13 protein-coding genes and 1 tRNA gene are annotated in these 18,358 nt (G+C 41.9%); 5 read left to right on the top strand and 9 right to left on the bottom strand.

Going from position 1 to position 18,358, the window contains the following annotated elements; all coding sequences use genetic code 11:
- The first annotated feature begins 66 nt into the window (after positions 1 to 66).
- The 3 genes from ahcY to VB715_RS13805 all read left to right on the top strand — a co-directional run bounded on the left by ahcY (position 67) and on the right by VB715_RS13805 (position 2,631).
- Positions 67 to 1,344: an adenosylhomocysteinase gene (gene ahcY, locus VB715_RS13815; protein ID WP_323301803.1), complete on the top strand. Its 1,278-nt coding sequence runs from the start codon at positions 67 to 69 to the stop codon at positions 1,342 to 1,344.
- Positions 1,345 to 1,424: 80 nt separating this feature from the next.
- The gene (locus tag VB715_RS13810; RefSeq protein WP_323301802.1) at positions 1,425 to 2,015 is read left to right on the top strand and encodes a YqaA family protein; all 591 of its coding nucleotides are present in this window, start codon (positions 1,425 to 1,427) and stop codon (positions 2,013 to 2,015) included.
- Positions 2,008 to 2,631 carry an exopolysaccharide biosynthesis protein gene (locus VB715_RS13805; RefSeq protein WP_323301801.1) on the top strand — a complete coding sequence of 208 codons (624 nt, stop codon included), beginning with the start codon at positions 2,008 to 2,010 and terminating at the stop codon, positions 2,629 to 2,631. Before VB715_RS13810 ends, VB715_RS13805 begins: the two co-directional genes overlap by 8 nt.
- Positions 2,632 to 2,710: 79 nt before the next feature.
- Here the strand turns inward: VB715_RS13805 and nblR are convergent, their stop codons facing one another.
- The 4 genes from nblR to metG all read right to left on the bottom strand — a co-directional run bounded on the left by nblR (position 2,711) and on the right by metG (position 6,953).
- Positions 2,711 to 3,391: a response regulator transcription factor NblR gene (gene nblR / locus VB715_RS13800; protein WP_323301800.1), complete on the bottom strand. Its 681-nt coding sequence runs from the start codon at positions 3,389 to 3,391 to the stop codon at positions 2,711 to 2,713.
- Entirely contained in the window at positions 3,388 to 4,566 is a 1,179-nt protein-coding gene (gene lptC, locus VB715_RS13795) for an LPS export ABC transporter periplasmic protein LptC (RefSeq protein WP_323301799.1), read from the bottom strand. Before lptC ends, nblR begins: the two co-directional genes overlap by 4 nt.
- Positions 4,567 to 4,608: 42 nt before the next feature.
- Complete coding sequence (locus tag VB715_RS13790; protein ID WP_323301798.1) at positions 4,609 to 5,214, bottom strand: NYN domain-containing protein; 606 nt, start codon at positions 5,212 to 5,214, stop codon at positions 4,609 to 4,611.
- Positions 5,215 to 5,345: 131 nt separating this feature from the next.
- The gene (gene metG / locus VB715_RS13785; RefSeq protein WP_323301797.1) at positions 5,346 to 6,953 is read right to left on the bottom strand and encodes a methionine--tRNA ligase; all 1,608 of its coding nucleotides are present in this window, start codon (positions 6,951 to 6,953) and stop codon (positions 5,346 to 5,348) included.
- 301 nt (positions 6,954 to 7,254) lie between these two features.
- On the opposite strand from metG, the gene VB715_RS13780 reads away from it, so the two are divergent.
- Positions 7,255 to 7,339: transfer RNA gene (locus VB715_RS13780), tRNA-Ser, on the top strand.
- Positions 7,340 to 7,393: 54 nt separating this feature from the next.
- Here the strand turns inward: VB715_RS13780 and secA are convergent.
- From secA to cysK, 3 genes are all read right to left on the bottom strand, one after another.
- Positions 7,394 to 10,195: a preprotein translocase subunit SecA gene (gene secA, locus VB715_RS13775; protein WP_323301796.1), complete on the bottom strand. Its 2,802-nt coding sequence runs from the start codon at positions 10,193 to 10,195 to the stop codon at positions 7,394 to 7,396.
- A gap of 184 nt (positions 10,196 to 10,379) precedes the next feature.
- The gene (locus VB715_RS13770; protein ID WP_323301795.1) at positions 10,380 to 11,075 is read right to left on the bottom strand and encodes a J domain-containing protein; all 696 of its coding nucleotides are present in this window, start codon (positions 11,073 to 11,075) and stop codon (positions 10,380 to 10,382) included.
- Between the two features lie 40 nt (positions 11,076 to 11,115).
- Positions 11,116 to 12,078: a cysteine synthase A gene (gene cysK / locus VB715_RS13765; RefSeq protein WP_323301794.1), complete on the bottom strand. Its 963-nt coding sequence runs from the start codon at positions 12,076 to 12,078 to the stop codon at positions 11,116 to 11,118.
- 151 nt (positions 12,079 to 12,229) lie between these two features.
- On the opposite strand from cysK, the gene VB715_RS13760 reads away from it, so the two are divergent.
- On the top strand, positions 12,230 to 14,740 hold the full coding sequence (locus VB715_RS13760; protein ID WP_323301793.1) for an AMP-binding protein: 2,511 nt from the start codon (positions 12,230 to 12,232) through the stop codon (positions 14,738 to 14,740).
- Here the strand turns inward: VB715_RS13760 and VB715_RS13755 are convergent.
- A complete protein-coding gene (locus tag VB715_RS13755; RefSeq protein WP_323301792.1) occupies positions 14,737 to 15,717 on the bottom strand; it encodes a TauD/TfdA family dioxygenase in 981 nt (326 codons plus the stop codon). The genes VB715_RS13760 and VB715_RS13755 overlap by 4 nt on opposite strands.
- Before the next feature lie 119 nt (positions 15,718 to 15,836).
- On the bottom strand, positions 15,837 to 17,840 hold the full coding sequence (locus VB715_RS13750) for an iron uptake porin (RefSeq protein WP_323301791.1): 2,004 nt from the start codon (positions 17,838 to 17,840) through the stop codon (positions 15,837 to 15,839).
- Positions 17,841 to 18,358 lie beyond the last annotated feature (518 nt).

Below are 18,358 nucleotides of genomic sequence, written 5' to 3'. Positions count from 1 at the left end.
AAAAAATGTTAACTTAAGTTAAACTGGCCAATTAACAGATAAATATTGCAGAGGAAACCTTATCTTATGGTTGCAACTCCGATTAAACCAAAATACGAGATCAAAGATATTAACCTAGCCCCTAAAGGAAAACAACGTATTGACTGGGCAGGGCGTGAAATGCCAGTTTTGCGTCAAATTCAAGAACGTTTTGCCAAAGAAAAGCCCTTTGCTGGTATTCGGATCGCAGCTTGTTGCCATGTTACCACCGAAACCGCCCATCTAGCGATCGCCCTGAAAGCGGGTGGTGCAGATGCTGTTCTGATTGCCAGTAACCCCCTCTCTACTCAAGATGATGTGGCTGCTTGTTTAGTGGCTGATTATGGCATCCCTGTTTATGCCATTAAAGGGGAAGATAATGCTACTTATAGCCGTCACGTTCAAACGGCCCTCGATCACAAACCTAACATTATTATCGATGATGGTAGCGATGTCGTAGCTACCTTAATTAAAGAACGTCAGCATCAAATCAGTGACCTCATTGGCACCACCGAAGAAACCACCACAGGGATCGTTCGTCTTCTAGCCATGCTGAAAGATGGGGTTCTCACCTTCCCCGCGATGAATGTCAATGATGCTGATACGAAGCATTTCTTTGATAACCGTTATGGAACTGGCCAATCTACCCTAGATGGTATCATTCGCGCCACCAACGTTCTGTTAGCAGGTAAAGTGGCTGTTGTCGCTGGTTATGGTTGGTGTGGTAAAGGGGTGGCTATGCGGGCCCGTGGCCTCGGTTCTAACGTAATCGTCACGGAAATTGACCCTGTAAGAGCGATTGAAGCAGCGATGGATGGTTTCCGCGTCATGCCCATGGCTGAAGCTGCCACTCACGGGGATCTCTTTATCACTGTAACAGGCAATAAGCACGTCATTCGTCCCGAACATTTTGAGGTGATGAAAGATGGGGCCATGGTTTGTAATTCTGGTCACTTTGATATTGAAATTGACCTCAAATCTTTAGGGGCAAAAGCCACTGATGTGAAGGAAGTTCGCAACTTTACCCAAAAATATACTTTACCTAGTGGTAAGTCTATTGTTGTCTTGGGAGAAGGTCGGTTAATTAATTTAGCCGCAGCAGAAGGTCATCCTAGCGCAGTGATGGACATGAGTTTTGCTAACCAAGCCTTAGCTTGTGAATATTTAGTCATAAATAAAGGCAAGTTAGCCCCTGGAATTTATAATATTCCCAAAGAACTCGATCAAGATATTGCCAGCTTAAAACTTAAAGCAATGGGTATTAGCATTGATACCTTAACCCCCGAACAAGAAGAATATATCAACTCTTGGACAGTGGGAACCTAAGCCCTGGTTAAGACTTTTCATGGGGTGGGCATTGCCCACCTTTCTCTTTAGTTATTTTGGGGAAAAATGGCAGATAATCTATGTTAAGAAAAACTTATAATTGGGTGATTGGTTGGAGTGAAACCCCTTATGGAATTTGGGCCTTATTTGCTTTAGCCTTTGCTGAATCTTCCTGTTTTCCTTTCCCCCCTGATGTTCTTTTAATTGCTTTATCTGTAGGACAACCCATTGCTGCCTTTCAATTCGCGTTAGTTTGTAGTCTGGGGTCTGTTTTAGGCGGTTTAGCTGGTTATGCCATTGGTTACTTTGCTTTTGCTACCATTGGCCAAACCATCCTCAATTTGTATGATCCCCATCAAGCCGTGTTTGAACAAATTAAAGGACTATATAATACTTGGGGGTTTTGGGGGGTTTTAATTGCTGCTATTACACCCATTCCTTATAAAGTTTTTACGATTGCTTCTGGGGTTTTTAAGTTTAATTTGTTTCAATTTATTCTAGCTTCTATTTTAGGCAGAAGTTTCCGCTTTTTCTTAGTGGGTGGTCTAATTTTTTGGGGCGGTGAATCTCTCAAAGATTGGATCGAAAAATACTTTGATTGGTTAGCTTGGGGCTTTTTAGCCGTTTTAGTATTAGGATTTGTTGTTTTAAAAGTGATTGGTCATGGCTAAATTATCAGCAGAATTAGAAAAATATTTTTGGGCAGAAGAACGGTCTTCTGATGTCAAGTTAGGGGATATTCTCGAATTAACGGGAGAACGAATTTTTGGCTTTTTATTAGTCATTCTCTCTTTACCGTCAGCCTTACCTGTTCCTGCTCCTGGTTATTCCATTCCTTTTGGCGTTTTAATTTTGTTATTGGCGGTTCAAATGATTGCGGGGGCGAAAATTCCTTGGCTGCCTGAAAAGATGAAAAAAGGGTCAATGAAACTGGAAACTGTGCAGAAGTTTATCAAAGCAGGTAATCCTTGGTTAAAACGCATTGAAGCAATCACTCGCCCCAGAATGACTTATATTTGTACCAGTGTTCCTGGTCGCGTTATCATCGGGGTTGCTATTTGTTTAATGGCTATTTCTATGATGATTCCTATTCCTGGAACCAATACTTTACCCGCTATGGGAATTTTTATAACTGCTTTTGGACTTCAAGAAGATGATGGCTTTATTAGTCTTGCTGGCTTAGTTATTTGTCTAATAGCAAGTATTCTTTCTACTTCTATTATTATGGCAGTAATTTGGGGAGGAAGCAGTCTTTTAGACATGATTAAAGATTCTTTAGGTCGTTAAGTTTTAGATAGGGGATAGAGGTTTATTTGTTAGGAAATGTCTCTATCTTTCTAGCTTAACCCATCACCTACTCACTGCCTCACCCCTCCCGTAAAACATAACCCACCCCTCGAACCGTATGAATAAGACGTTTATGACCTTCACTTTCTATTTTTAAACGCAAATAACGAATATAAACCTCAATTACATTAGACTCTCCCTGAAACTCTTCTCCCCAAACATTTTCTAAAATTTTATCTCTGGCCAAAACTTCTTGAGGATGAGACATAAAATACTTCAAAAGTTCAAATTCTTTCATGGTTAAATCAATAACTTTCTGATTAACAAAAAGTTGCCGAGTTGTCAAATCAAGAATCACATCCTCAAATTGCAATTGTTCTTTAATCACTTTTGGGGGAGTCAAATAAAAGCGAACTAATTTTAATAGAGTTTGGGTATGATCCGTTTTTAATAAAAAATCATCGGCCCCAGACTCCAAACAAGTCACCCTTTCTTCAACGGTTTCTTGCTCAACCAACATAATCACAATCACCGAGTTTCCCATCTGTCTCAACTGACGACACAACTCTAAACCCGCTTGTCCCGTCCCCTGACGATTAATCACCACCATCGCAGGTTGATAATTCTTAATCCCTTCTAAGGACTGAGACACATCTGCGATCGCCATGGGAGTATAACCCCCTTCCCTTAAATCAAGAGAGACTCGTTGACTCAAAGGTTCATCTAATTGCACAAGAAGAATACAAGGATTGAAGCTCATTTATTTTGATCTGGGAAAATTTCTGTAACAACACGCTCTTGACGATTACTATTAGTGACGATAATGTTCTTATTATTCAATGTACCGACGGCTTTTTCTCCCGTCAGATTAAATTGCGGATTTTGTTGTTCATAAATCACATTACCAACCGCTTCAATGGTTTGAGATGCCATGTTCCAGGTTAAATCATTAGAGTATAATTTTGCTTCATTGCTTTGACTCATCCCTTGCACCCCACCTTTGAGATGGGCAATATTTTGAGCAAATTCAACCTCTGCTTGATTGCCTGTAATCGTAACATTATCTTGATAATGAATCAGTTTAACGGGTTTGTCTGACCGAACTTGACGAGTTTTATAGTTCCAAATAATTTCATTGCTGGCCACTTGTACCGGAGGTTTAACTGACTTAAATTCAATATTTTCTTTGATGACAACCTCTTTCTTATCCAAGTGTACGGTAGCTTTGTTAGCAATTAAATTATCGGTAATAATTTTATTGTGAAACCTTGCCAATTTTAACAAGCGATCGCCGATAATGGTTTGTTTCGGAATTTCCCAGATTAAATGTTCTGTTTTCAACTGTAAGCTTTTCTTTTCAGAAGTCCCGACAATTTGCCCCGTTAATTCTAATTTTTGCTCACGAGTATTATAGTTCCCTTCTTTAGCAGAAACTTCGAGTTGTGGATGAGAACCCTGTAAGTCTTTCCTGACGATCAATAAAGAGTCTTTTGGCCGCCATTCTACTTCTTGACTGCGAATTACCGCTTTATTACGGGGATCAACTGCGAGAATATTCTTCTTGAGGAAAATTTCTGTGCCATCACGGTAAATTTCTCCCTGATCAGCCTTAATTTGCAAAACAATCTTCCCGTCTTGGAAAATATTGCCTTTGACTGCGGTTAAATTGGCTTTTTTGCGATCAGGACTGTATTTTGCCTCATCCACCTGAATTTTCCAGAGGAGTTTTCCTTCCTCATTGGATTGTTCTAAGGTGGCATCATTGAGCATTAAACTGGTTTCGTTTCTGGTTTGCTCGGCCTGACTGTCTGGTTTTTTTTGAGCTTGTTTACCGGATTGACAGGCTATCAAACTTAACAACAGTACCAGCATTCCCCCTTTTAGTAGCCAATGGTACAGGGAATGCTGTTGTTTGAATGTATTGTATTGGTTCATCACCCTCTTTAATCAATCAGATGTGTCCCTTTTACTCTAACGCTATCGTTGCTTATTTTGATCGAGAACACCAACCCCGGAATAACTGTTATAAGACAAATTAGGTTTGGGGTTTTTTTGGATATCTTCTTTGATTTGATCAAGATCAATGTAGCGATCAGCCACATTAATTAGACTATCACTGGTCATGGAACGAAGACTAACCACTTCAATGCGGGCCCCGCGATAACTCACCGCATCAGCAGCATAGGCCAAATCTCCGTCTCCACTGACGATCACGGCCGTATCATAGGCCCCCACTAAGGCCATTAAATCAACGGCAATTTCTACATCTAAATTGGCTTTTTTGGAACCGTCAGGTAGTTGCACTAAATCTTTGGCAATAACACGATAGCCATTGCGTCGCATCCACAGCAAGAACCCTTGTTGTTTTTCGTTGCTACGATCTACCCCTGTGTAGAAAAAGGCTCTTAATAAACGAGATCCTCCGGTGAGGCGATAAAGAAGCTTGGTATAATCAATCTCGATGCCTAACTGTAACGCAGCATAGAATAAGTTAGAGCCATCGATAAAAATAGCAACCCGTCCGCGATTTTCTAATACTTGTTCTGGCGTAAAAATGGAATCATCTTCAAAATCGTCAAACATTGTTGTTATGCCTCGTTGATCATCAAAAAAGGATGGGTTGTGAAAGTTATTTGTGAGTTCGGGTTTGTATTTCATGGGATTTGGGATGGGTTTAACACAAAAATCGGAAAAAAACTTGAATTTTCAGTTTTTTAAGAGCTTTCCTCCGATGGAAGCTCAAGTTTCGCAAAGATGGGCTGGGGTTTGGGTAGGTTTTGATTGGCGGTAATTTTCCCCCATTGACTATGGTGGTTAAAGGGTGCAATCTGAGCGAGGCGATCGCCTTGATTAAAGTCTATAGAAAAACCTAATTGTTGGTAGATTTTGCCACTGAGATTAGGAATAATAGGAGCGAGTAAATAAGCAGCAAGGCGCACTGATTCTAACACGGCGTATAGAATCCTTTCCACTTCGGACTGTTTTCCCTCTTTGTATAAACGCCAAGGGGCCTGTTCATCAATGAATTTATTACCGGCCCGAATTAACGTTAAAATCTCCTCACATCCCTCATTAAATTTCAGGGTTTCATAGGTTTTAATCACTCGTTCCCCTAGATCTAAACCAATGGTTTTTAGGGTATGTCCTTGGGGTAAATCGGCTGCGGTCAAAGCAGACAATGAGCCTTGACAGTATTTTTGAATCATCCCTAAGGTACGATTCAGAAGATTCCCTAAGTCATTGGCTAAATCCGCGTTAAGGATATTAACAAAACGGGTTTCATTAAAATCACCATCCTTCCCACATTCTATCTCTTTTAAGAAATAGTAGCGCAGACCATCCGCACCATAATTATCTACCAACTTAAATGGATCTAGGGTATTTCCTAAGCTTTTTCCCATTTTTTGTCCATCTTTTGTTAGAAACCCATGACCAAATATTTTTTGGGGTAAGGGCAGTTTGGCTGACATTAACATGGCAGGCCAATACACAGCATGAAATCGTAAAATATCTTTACCAATTAAATGCAAATTAATCGGCCACCAATGAGCAAGAGCATTCTCTAAGGTGGGGTCTTGTTCTGGTTCGAGTAAGGCGGTAACATAGGCTAAAAGCGCGTCAAACCACACATAAATGGTATGTTTGGGGTTGCCAGGAACAGGAAACCCCCATTCGACATTGACGCGAGAAATGGAGAAATCTTGTAATCCTTGACTGACAAAGTTTATGACTTCATTGCGACGACTTTCTGGTTCAATAAATTGGGGATTTTTTTGATAGAGTTCTTCCAGTTTTTCTTGATATTTGGATAATCTAAAAAAATAGTTTTCTTCATCACGCCATTCGGCTTTTTTATTGGGATGTAGGGGACAACACCCATTCTCTAATAATTCCCGTTTTTCTTTAAATTCTTCGCAAGGGACACAATACCAACCCTGTTGTTGGGCTAAATAGATGTCGTCATTCTTCTCAACCCGTTGCCAAAATTCATTGACAATAGCTTGATGACGGGGGGCAGTTGTGCGACTAAAGCGATCATATTGAATGTCTAATTTGTCCCATAAGGACTCGAAACTGGCCACCATCTGATCGCAATGTTCTTGGGGGGGGATTCCTTTTTCTTGGGCTGTTCGTTGGATTTTCTGCCCATGTTCGTCGGTTCCAGTGATTAGAAGAATTTTTTCCCCTCTTAACCGCTTATGACGAGCGATAACATCCGCAATCATCGTTGTATAGGCACTACCAATGTGAGGGACTCCGTTTACATAATACAAAGGGGTCGTCAGGGCAAATTTTAAAGGGTTTGTCTTTTCTGGGGTCATTTAAATCTAATCAGATTTCAATAAACAATATCTCTTGAGATTATTGGACATAGGGAACAAGATTGCTAATGATTTATTCTAGCTGTTTTTTTTCTCTTTCACCCCTTTAGTATTAACTTATTTTTGTGTCTTCTATCAATAAAAACATCCTTAAGGCTTCTTTATTAAGAGATTTAAAGGAACTCTAAAGATAATTGAAGTAACCCATTAAAATTTATTTTTTTGTTATAAGAGCAGAGAAATAGGGAAAAGAGAATGATTCTTAGCCAAACTTCTGTTAGAATTAATACTGGCTTGTCTGGGAGAGGTGGCAGAGTGGTCGAACGCGCCCGACTTGAAATCGGGTTTGGTGAAAGCCAACGTGGGTTCGAATCCCACCCTCTCCGTTTTTTTGAAGTCAGAAGTTGGGGAGTTTTGAGTTTCCCCTTACTTCCTCACTCTTAAACCGCTTGAGGTTGTCCTTGGGGTTGAAACTGGAACAGAGAATAGACCACATTGCGACGAATATCAATCATCATCTCTAGGAACATTTCATAACCCTCCTGTTTATATTCAATCAGGGGGTCTTTTTGTCCGTATCCTCGTAACCCAATGGACTCCCGTAAGGCATCCATTGACTGTAAATGTTCCCGCCATAAAGTATCAATTTGTTGCAAAATAAAGAAGCGTTCGGCCTCTCGCATCAAACCAGGACGTACCTTATCCACTTCATCCTCTTTAAGATCGTAGGCTTTGCGAACCTCTTCATGGAGAAAGATCTTCATTTCACTTACCGTCATATCTTCCATCTCTTTTGCCGTAAGATCTTGCAGGAGATAAACGAATTCTTTGACCTTATTCACCAGATTTTCCACGTCCCATTCTTCGGGGGGTAATTCAGGGTTAACGTAAGCATCAACAATTTCATCCATTGTCTTTTCTGCATATTGCAACACTTGTTCTTTGAGATCTAACCCTTCTAATACCCGACGACGTTCCGCATAAATGGCCCGACGTTGGTTATTCATCACCTCATCATATTCAAAAACCTGTTTACGGGTGTCATAGTAAAAGGTTTCCACCTTTTTCTGGGCCCCTTCCAGGGAACGGGTTAACATTTTCGATTCAATCGGCATATCTTCTTCAACCCGGAAGGCATTCATTAAACCGGCCACGCGATCGCCGCCAAAGATTCTTAACAAATTATCTTCTAAACTTAAGAAGAATTTGGTTGATCCTGGGTCTCCTTGTCGTCCGGCCCGTCCCCGTAACTGGTTATCAATCCGACGGGACTCGTGACGTTCCGTTCCCATCACATGAAGTCCCCCTGATTCCACCACTTCATCATGTTCTTTATCCGTCAATGCGTCATATTCTTTGCGAATGGCCTTATAGACTTCCCGTAATTTTTGAATTACGAGATCATCTGTGGGGGCATTTTCTGACGCAATAGCGATTTTTTCTTCTGCTTCTAATTCAGACAAGCTTTGCTGTCCATATTCTGTCACGGCCAATTTAACCGCTTCTTTGATCAAATTTTCCGTCCCTTCTGACAGTTTAGTAGGGAAAATATCTGCTGAAGGTTGCCATTTTTTCTTCTTCTTATCCTTGCCAAACCCTTGAGGACGACGACTATTTCCCCCCATTCCGCCGGCCATTAGGTTATCATCTTCTGGCATCACGATCTGAGGCATAAGGTATTCCCGAATTTTCAGACGGGCCATGTAGTCAGAGTTCCCCCCTAAAATGATATCCGTTCCCCGTCCTGCCATGTTGGTAGCGATGGTAACAGCCCCTTTTCGTCCTGCTTGGGCGACAATTTCTGATTCCCGTTCGACGTTCTCTGGTCGAGCATTAAGGATATTATGGGGAATATTTTTTTGTCGTAGTAAGGAAGCAATGACCTCTGATTTTTCAACGCTGGTAGTTCCCACGAGAATAGGCCGACCCTGTTGATAGAGTTCTTCGACTTCGTTGGCCACTGCTTGCCATTTAGCGGGTTCGGTTTTATAGACCACATCAGGCAGATCATACCGTTGAGAGGGCCGGTTAGTGGGAATAATGGTTACTTGAAGGTTATAGACTTTTTCCAGTTCCGTTTCTTCCGTTTTGGCGGTTCCGGTCATGCCTGAGAGTTTAGAATATAACAAGAAAAAGTTTTGATAGGTAATGGTGGCTAGGGTTTGAGTTTCCCGTTGAATGGGAACCCCTTCTTTAGCCTCGATCGCTTGGTGAAGTCCATCACTCCAACGTCTTCCTGCTAATACCCGTCCGGTAAATTCATCAACGATGACCACTTCTTTATTTTTAACGATATAATTCACATCTTTGGTGAATAATTCTTTAGCTTTGATGGCATTAAAAATATAGTGGGCCCAAGGATTTTCTTGATCATAAAGGTCTTGAACACCGAGTAATTGTTCAGCTTTTTCAAATCCTTGATCTGTCATTAAAACGTTGCGGGCTTTTTCGTCTACTTCGTAATCTTTAGGGTCGTCTTCTGATTCTTGTTCTTCGAGTTGTTTGGCAATTTCCGAGGCTTTAAGATATTTTTCTGTGGGCCTTTCTACTTGCCCAGAAATAATTAAGGGGGTGCGGGCTTCATCAATTAAAATCGAGTCAACTTCGTCAATAATGCAGTAATTAGGGGGACGTTGTACCACTTCGGCCATGGAGGTGGCCATGTTGTCCCGTAAATAATCAAAGCCTAATTCACTGTTAGTTGTATAAGTAATATCACAAGCATAGTTTTTCTTGCGTTCTTCGGGGTTCATTCCTGACTGAATGAGTCCCACGGTTAACCCTAAGAAACGGTGTACTTGTCCCATCCATTCTGCGTCCCGACGGGCCAAATAGTCGTTGACGGTGACAACATGAACGCCTCTTCCTGTCAGTCCATTAAGATAGGCTGGCAGGGTAGCTACCAGGGTTTTTCCTTCCCCTGTCTTCATTTCGGCGATTTGCCCTTTATGGAGAACCATTCCACCGAGTAGTTGTACATCAAAATGACGCATTCCTAAGACACGGATACCTGCTTCTCGTACCACAGCAAAGGCTTCCGGTAGGATTTCGTCTAAAATATCCTCTAATTCCTCATCGTTGTTGGCTTTATCGAGGGCTGCTCGAAATTCGATAGTTTTTTCCCTCAATTGGCCATCAGATAATTTCTGAATATCTTCTTCCAGCAGGTTAACATCTGTAACAATGGGTTGAAATTTCTTAACTTTTCGGGTGTTAGGATCACCAAATAGAGCTTTAAGCATAGGTTTTTTTTATGATTTATTTTACCGCAATCTTGAGCTATGGCCCTTACTTTGAAAGCTTGGGATTTTTGGCCGACAACGGATAACTAAAGAGTAGACGATGATTTATTGTATCATTTTGGGTTTTGACCTCAGTATTTTCCTGGGTTTTTGGAATATTTTAAGACCTTTTCTCATCACCCCATCAACTCCTCATCCCTTGAACCGTCATTTGAGCTTCATTAAGCAACTGATAACCAATGCGAAAAAGTTCTTGACCTGTATGTAAATGGGAGTCATCATAATTACAGGAAAACCAGTCTAATTCGTCAATGCCATCCCCTACCTGATTTAAGCAATAATAAAGCGCGGCAGCCACTTTAGCTAATTTAGGGGGATTTGGTTGGGAGTCAAAAATATGTTTTGCTTGTTGTAAATGGCTGTGACATGAGCGTAAATAATCTTGAAATACTGCCATTAATTCATCGTCAAAGGGATCGGCAGCTAAAGCATCAATTTGTTCATTCAACTGATAAATAATCCGAGAAACTAAGCGATCAACGGGTTGATAAACATTTTTTAACCATTCATCAATTAACCCTGCTGATGCTTGTTCGGCTGCTCGTTGACGTTGATAATAATATTGGGCCGTGGCTGTGCGTTGTTGTCGTTGGGACGAGGGATAGTTAGGAAGAAATTGCCGATCATAATTATGCCTCTGCTGAGGATCACCTAATATCTCATAAGCGGCATTGATACGAATAATCTGATCGTGGTTAGCAGTTTTAGTCTGACTATCAGGATGGAATTGTTTGGCTAGCCGCCGATAAGCCTGTTTAATTTCTGTTTGGCTGGCACTTTGACTGAGTTCGAGGATTTGGTAATGATTAGTAGATGTCATGACAGTCTGGACAAGAGGACAACAGCGGCTAACCCTTTCCTCAATTCATCATCGCCAACTGAGGCGGTTCTAGGTCTTGGAATAGGGGTGTACTTAAGTAACGTTCGCCGAAACTGGGTTGAATCATTACGATTAGTTTACCGATATTTTCGGGGCGTTGTCCAACTTTTATGGCCGCAGATAGGGCGGCCCCTGTGGAAATTCCTGAAAGTAAGCCTTCTTCCCTGGCCAGTCGTCTGCCATAACTCATGGCCTCTTCATCCGTCACTGTCACCACTTCGTCAATTAATTCTACTTTGAGGACTTCTGGCACAAAACCAGCCCCAATGCCTTGAATTTTATGCCCTCCTGGTTTACCTCCTGATAAGACGGGGCTATTTTCCGGTTCAACGGCGATCGCTTGAAAGGTGGCTTTTCGTTGTTTAATGACTTCTGCAATTCCAGTAATAGTTCCCCCTGTCCCCACTCCAGCAATTAAAATATCCACCCGTCCATTGGTATCTTCCCAAATTTCCTCTGCTGTAGTTAAACGATGAATCTCCGGGTTAGCAGGATTATTAAATTGTTGCAACATATAAGCATTGGGCAGGGTGTCTACTAATTCTTGGGCCCGACGAATACAACCACTCATGCCTTCACTGCCAGGGGTTAATTCTAATTGGGCTCCATAAGCTTTTAACATGGCCCGACGTTCTTTACTCATGGTTTCGGGCATAGTTAAGATTAATTTATAACCTTTGGCTGCGGCGGCCATCGCTAAGGCGATACCTGTATTCCCTGATGTGGGTTCTACTAATAGGGTTTTGCCTGGAATAATCAACCCTTCCCGTTCGGCTGCATTAATCATATTAACCCCAATCCGGTCTTTAACCGAGGCCGCAGGGTTCATTCCTTCTAATTTCACCACAATTTGAGCTACACAGCCCTCTGCTTGGGGAATACGATTTAATCGCACAAGGGGAGTCCGACCAATTAATTCTGTAATGTCGTGGGCAATTTTCATTCTTCTTTTCGTTGGTGTTATTGATCACTTGTTCTTTGGTTGTAGTCCCTGATGGTGAGGTTGACAGTATTTTTTATGCTTTCTTTAACTAATTGTGTCGGGCAACAGTCCTTGATAATATAATTGGCAATGTGAAATTAAATAAATAATAATGGCAAAAAATCAAGATTTTCAGACAGTTAGAGAATGGTTACTCGAAAACAGTCAACAGTTTTCTCAGAAAAAAGCGATTATTGATGTTGAACGTTTGGGAATTACTTATCATCAATTAGGAGAGTGCCTACATCAACTGGTTAATCAGTTAAATTCTCTGGGAATTGCCCGTAATGATGTTGTTGTCGTCAGCTTACCCGATGGAGGTAATACCCTGGTGACAATTCTAGGGGTGGCTGCCACAGCGATTGTTTTTCCTCTTAATACTAATAGTCGTTTAGAAGAATTTAACTACTACTTCGATCAAATTCAGGTTAGTGCTGTCATTGTAGAAGCAAATTCCAGCAGTGAGATAGTCAAAGTGGCTAAAAACAGGGGGATCTGCATTCTAGAATTAAATTGTGAGACAGGTGAGACTGTAGGAAGTTTTCGTCTGTCTGCTTCTGCTCAAATTGCCGCACCTAAATATGATGTTCCACAGCTTGATGATCCCTTAATTTATATTGGCACGGCTGGCTCAACTTCAACCCCAAAAATTGTTTCTTTGACCCATAAAAGTATTTATATTTCCATCGCTCATGCTGCACAATGGATGAAATTAAGTGAAGATGACTGTTCTTTATGCGTTATGCCTTTTGCCCATCTTCATAGTATTGTACGTTCTACTTTTCCGGGATTACTCACAGGAGGCAGTGTTGTTTGTACATCTGGGTTTGATCCAGCACGGATGTTAACCTGGATTAATCAGTATCATCCCTCTTATTTTACGGCGGTTCCTAGTATTTATCGAGCATTATTAAAGCGCATTGAGAGAATCGGATGGTCATTATCTCCTGAGAGTCGTTTACGCTTATTGATTACGGGTTCCGACGCTATTAATGCCGAAACGATCACCCAAGTACAAAAGGTTTTTGGGGTTCCTTTGCTACAATTTTACGGTTTATCAGAAGTTTCGCCCCTATTAGCCACTTTACCCCATCCCTCCCTATCCTATCCTTCTGGTGCTGTTGGTCAAGTTAACCCTGTCTGGACGATTAAATGTCTTGATACAGAAGGAAAAGAAGTTCCTATCGGTCAAGAAGGAGAAATTACCGTCAAGGGAGGGATTATTAATCATTTAGTCGGTAAAAATATTGATCCTGATGGCCAGAAAATTCGGGAAGGATGGTTACAGACAGGAGATTTAGGTCGTCTTGATGATAACGGATTTTTATTCTACACAGGACGAGTAGATGATCGCATTAATCGGGGAGGAAAGAAAATATCTGCCCGTCAACTGGAATCTATACTAATTGCTCACCCTGATGTAGTTCAAGCAGTGGTATTTCCTGTTCCTGATACGATTTATGGTCAAAAAGTAGGTACAGCAATTATCCCTAAAGATGGAGTTAACCTGACATCTCAAATTCTACGGGAATATCTCTTAACACGGGTATCTGATTATCAAATTCCTGAGTATATTGTCTTTACTGATCAAATTCCTTTGTCTCATGCGGGTAAAATTCAACGCAAAAAACTAGCCCAATATTTTGAGTTGAAGGAGTCAACTACATCTGTTTTACCGGAGCAACCTTTAACCGTTGATCCTGATCAAACCACAGAGAGATTAATAGCTGATGTTTTTAAGCGAATTTTAGGATTAACTGAGGTCAAAATCACCGATAGCTTTTTTGAATTAGGGGGAAATTCCCTGACTGCACTAGAATTACTCCATGCTATTCAAACTTATTTTGGTAAAACCCTCTCTATTGCTACCTTACTAGAAAATCCCACCCCTCAAGGATTGGCGATCGCTATTAAACAACAGGGATGGGTTGCTAAAGCGTCGGGGTTATTAGGAATACAACCCGAAGGAAATTATCCACCATTGTTTGCCTTTACGGGATTATGGGGATTTCCTACCGCTTATCGACAATTAGCCCAATTAATTCGTGAGAGTGATCATCCTCTTTGGGCAATGGGTAATCCTGAAGTAGATAGCATTGAGGAAATGGGGAAAATTTGTCTGGGGGATATGCGTCAAATTCAATCCACTGGTCCATATTACCTCATGGGTTATTCCTTCGGTGGATTATTAGCCCTCGAAGTGACCAAACAACTGGAACAGCAAGAAGAAAAGGTCGCTTCTGTCATTCTTTTAGATCCAGCTAAATTTCGCAAAAATGTTTCTCAAGGTCAATTTTTTTCGATGGTGAGAGATGAATTGCGCCAGGCAAAACAAACCTTTCAACAAAATCTTCGCTTAAAAAATCATCCTTTCCGGGAAATAATCCATCGCAATCTAAAAGCTAGGGATAGTTATGATCGCCCAAAAGTTAACACTCAAGCCATGCTCATTGTCACTCAAGAAAGAGTTGCCGAAAATCCCGACTATGTGCAAAAATGGCTTAGTTTATTTGGGGCAAAAAGTACCTCTTTGGTACTAGAAGTGGGACACACCATGCTTGATGAACCTCATGTTAGTCAAGTCGCGCCCCATATTAAAGACTATTTGTTGAATTTAACCTAGGCCATTGAAACAAGAATCTTTCTTTCTCCAGTAAAGGGTTGTCTCCCATGGGCGATCGCCTGGTTATCACAGATTAAAATATCCCCCTGTTGCCAATTAAATACCACTTCTTCAGAAAGCAGCACCTCGCGGATGTGATCAATTTCTTGATCACTGATGGGGGTGCCATCTCCATAACGGGCATTCTTGGGTAAACCATTTTCTCCATACAAAGATAACAGCAATTGACGTTGTTTCGCATCAAATTCATGAGGATGCCAATTAATGGCTTGATTTCCCCAATAAGCTTTTCCTGTGATGGGATGATTGCGAATTCCTGGACAAGTCAGGGATGTTTGTAACCCTCCATCTGCTTTCCACTGATAATCATAACCATCTGCGGTTAAAATCTGTTCAACTTTGCTGCGATCATCAGTTTGAAAGGTTTCTTGCCAAGAACGATTAAATCCTTTTCCTCCATGTAAATTACTAATATAAGTAACCCCTTTCTCGGCAAATTTATCTCGAATATCTGGGGAGATTTTCTCTAAAACACGACGCATATCACCAATAGGAGTTTCTCCGCGATCAGTTGGTGGTTGTTGGCAAAAAAAGAACAGTATGCTTGGCATCTTTTTTAAATAAGAACACTCATTATGCAGCATAATGTGTTGCTGAGCAGGATAATGGGTGCTAGTATAAACCCGATTTTTCACAATAGTACGGGGCGATCCCCCACCAATATAATTCAGCAATTCGGGAGAAAAAGTCTTACAAACTGATTCAAAGTCTTCTGCTGAATTGCACTTAAACCCTCTCAATAACAAGGCCCCTAATTCCATCAGGACTTGATTGAGTGATTCACGATGGTTATTAATCCACTCCACAAAATGCTCAAAGGTAATATCTGGTGTACTGGGAGTGATTACGGTGGGAATAGCAGTAGAATTGGCTGCTGCTTCCCAGACAGCAAGGGTTTGATCGTTTAATTTAAGCATTTTAGGGGCAAATATAAATAACTATTGTTCCCATAATAAAGCAAAAAATCTAAAAAACCCCGCCTTATGGCAGGGTTGATGATTATTTGAGCTTAGATCAAACCAGGGTCATCAGATTCCTAGAAGGAGAAGGTTCCGCGAAGGGTTCCAATCACTTCATCGTCAGCACCTTGGAGGTTGACAAACTGGTCAGGGTTTCCAATCCAGATCACACCAGGGGTGATAGAAATGTTATCCGTAACTTGGTAACGGTAGAACACTTCAGCCGTTACCGGGTTACGACTGGTAAAGTTGGAGAACTGAGCAGTGGTAGGACGACGACCATCCCCTAAATAGGGTTGAACCCCAGCGAAGATACCTAAGAGGTTTCCTTCTTTAAAGAGGTCAGGGAAGGCAAAACCGCCACCACCTGTCCAAACCTCGGCACTCAAACCACGACCGATAAAGCGAACGTTGGTATAAGAACCAAAGGCACTAAAGTTTAACCATTCAGCAAGCCGCCAGGTTAAGGCACCACCATAACTGTTGGTGACTTTACCGCCGATGTCGAAGGGGTTAACTTGGTTGGGAGTAACGCTATTGTCACCATTGCCATTAAAAGTGGTGGTCGGAGTTCCAGGAGAACCAACAGACCCATTCGCAAAAGCGTTATTCAACTCAGAACGAGAGAAGTTAGCAAAGGAAGTACCCACTTCCCCTGGCCCAGTGGGAACACCCTGACCGAAGATAGGACTATCAGGTTTGTGGTAAGCGTTAATAAAGGTAAAGGCAACATTAACTGTGTTAAATAGGTTGGTGTTGATTTGCGCTAACACCCCATAGTTACCGTTGAATAAACCGTTACCGCCCGCGCTTTCCGCATACTCTTCACCAGTAGCAGGGTTGATGCCGTTGTTGTTAACACAGCTATTTTGGCTCTGAGCTCCACCACCGTTGATGCAAGGATTATTCGCGGTTCCAGCTAAATAACCAAAGCTCACAGAGGTCGGCCCTAACAGACTTTGTAACCAACCCACATCAAAGCTCATACCAGCACCAGCACCACCCCCAATTCGGTAGATAGGGTTACGTTGTGCGAAGGTACTCAAGGAACCTTTACCACCGTCAAAGTCTTCAAAGTAGGGGTTTAAGGTGGGAACGAAATCATACCATTTACCACCCCAGGCAGTAACGTAGGTATTGATTTTAAAGTTCCCATAGGGTTGAATAGGAGCGTAGTAACCAACCCAGTCAATCACCACGTTGTTATCTTCTTCGTTACGACGAGGCCCAATGTTAAAGGTTTGGGTCGCCGTGGGGTTGATCAGTTGGTTTTCTTCAAAGGCGATCCCAATGGGTTGACCTGTGTTGGGGTTGATAACCTGTAAGTTAGGTTCGCTCAAGGTAAAACGGTCGCTTCCTGTACCCGTACTGGCAGATAAACGGGTTACTAATAAGTCTTCCCCACTGAAACTGGTGTTGAAGCTTAAACGAATCCGGTCTTGTAAAACGGCTTGGTTATCTTCAGAAGAACGGCTACCACCCGCAGCAGTTGCGGCCATGATTACTTCCCCAACTAACTTGGTGGTAGTGGAGAATTGGTGATCTTCTAAGAAAGAAACCCGACCTTCGAGGTTGTCAACTCTTGCTCCTAATGCGGCGAGTTCTGCCTCAAATTCCTGCATTAACCGCTTGAGCTTTTCGATGTCTTCCCGTAAAACCGCAACGTTTTCTTGGATCAAACGTTCCATCGTGTTTAAACAAGCGTTTAAACCTGCGGCAAATTCCCAACGGGATGTGGCGCGATTGCCTCGGAACGTCCGGTCAGGATAACCAACGATACAACCGTAGCGTTCAACCAAGCTTCGTAAGGCTTCATAAGCCCAATCCGTGGGGGATACGTCACGAAGCTCACTAACGCTAGTTACCTGATCGTTAGTGTTTTGTTGACCTTCTTGGCTGTAATTTTCAAGCTTGTCGAGTAATTCATCTTGGGCCTGGGCGATTTCGATTCCCGCAGTAGCACTTTGGGAGAACTCAGACTGAGACTGAGCCTCAACTGCCATAGCAGCAGATGAAACGGCTAAAGCACTACCCACAATTGCTGGACTGACCAGCAGCGTTTTCCACAATAATTTTAGCATTTTCAGCTTTTCCTCACACCATTAGGTTGACTACAGAGTTTATAGCCTCACTTATCATAATATTATACACAGCTTTTCAGAATCGGCAGATAGATAACTTTAATTTTTCTGTAGGAAAATGTTTTATTAGTTTTTCTAACAGTTCCACCCTGGGTTGGAATTGGTTTGGGTTATCTGTGATTCTCCATTAGCGAGTGTATGAAGTACGACTTCTATTTAGTGTAGCGTTAACTTTAAAAGTTGACCAACTGACTTTAAGAAAATTTAAAAGCCTCAAAAACTTGACCCCCCGATCGCATTACTTCTCAAGGGGTAACACTGAACGGGGGGTTATTAAGTTTGGGGTCTTCTGATTGAAACCTAACTGCCGGAAGGAACTCCAGCGTTAGTCGCGTCCAAGGGGATCTGACTTCTAGAGAACGGCTCCGGCGCACAGCCGGCTAACTTCAACCAGGAGACCCATGATTTTATCACTACTATCTGTCATGGGCATCACCTCCTTTAATACCTAAACGGTC

It is taken from the genome of Crocosphaera sp. UHCC 0190, assembly GCF_034932065.1.
Classification (GTDB): Bacteria; Cyanobacteriota; Cyanobacteriia; order Cyanobacteriales; family Microcystaceae; genus UHCC-0190.
Note: the sequence above shows the minus strand (reverse complement) of the source record. Positions and strands in the feature narration are given on the sequence as shown.

Coding starts and splice junctions, on each gene's coding strand:
- VB715_RS13810 (WP_323301802.1), top strand. CDS start 1,425: ATGTTAAGAAAAACTTATAATTGGGTGATTGGTTGGAGTGAAACCCCT.
- VB715_RS13790 (WP_323301798.1), bottom strand. CDS start 5,214: ATGTTTGACGATTTTGAAGATGATTCCATTTTTACGCCAGAACAAGTA.
- VB715_RS13750 (WP_323301791.1), bottom strand. CDS start 17,840: ATGCTAAAATTATTGTGGAAAACGCTGCTGGTCAGTCCAGCAATTGTG.
- VB715_RS13755 (WP_323301792.1), bottom strand. CDS start 15,717: ATGCTTAAATTAAACGATCAAACCCTTGCTGTCTGGGAAGCAGCAGCC.
- VB715_RS13770 (WP_323301795.1), bottom strand. CDS start 11,075: ATGACATCTACTAATCATTACCAAATCCTCGAACTCAGTCAAAGTGCC.
- secA (WP_323301796.1), bottom strand. CDS start 10,195: ATGCTTAAAGCTCTATTTGGTGATCCTAACACCCGAAAAGTTAAGAAA.
- nblR (WP_323301800.1), bottom strand. CDS start 3,391: ATGAGCTTCAATCCTTGTATTCTTCTTGTGCAATTAGATGAACCTTTG.
- ahcY (WP_323301803.1), top strand. CDS start 67: ATGGTTGCAACTCCGATTAAACCAAAATACGAGATCAAAGATATTAAC.
- cysK (WP_323301794.1), bottom strand. CDS start 12,078: ATGAAAATTGCCCACGACATTACAGAATTAATTGGTCGGACTCCCCTT.
- metG (WP_323301797.1), bottom strand. CDS start 6,953: ATGACCCCAGAAAAGACAAACCCTTTAAAATTTGCCCTGACGACCCCT.
- VB715_RS13760 (WP_323301793.1), top strand. CDS start 12,230: ATGGCAAAAAATCAAGATTTTCAGACAGTTAGAGAATGGTTACTCGAA.
- lptC (WP_323301799.1), bottom strand. CDS start 4,566: ATGAACCAATACAATACATTCAAACAACAGCATTCCCTGTACCATTGG.
- VB715_RS13805 (WP_323301801.1), top strand. CDS start 2,008: ATGGCTAAATTATCAGCAGAATTAGAAAAATATTTTTGGGCAGAAGAA.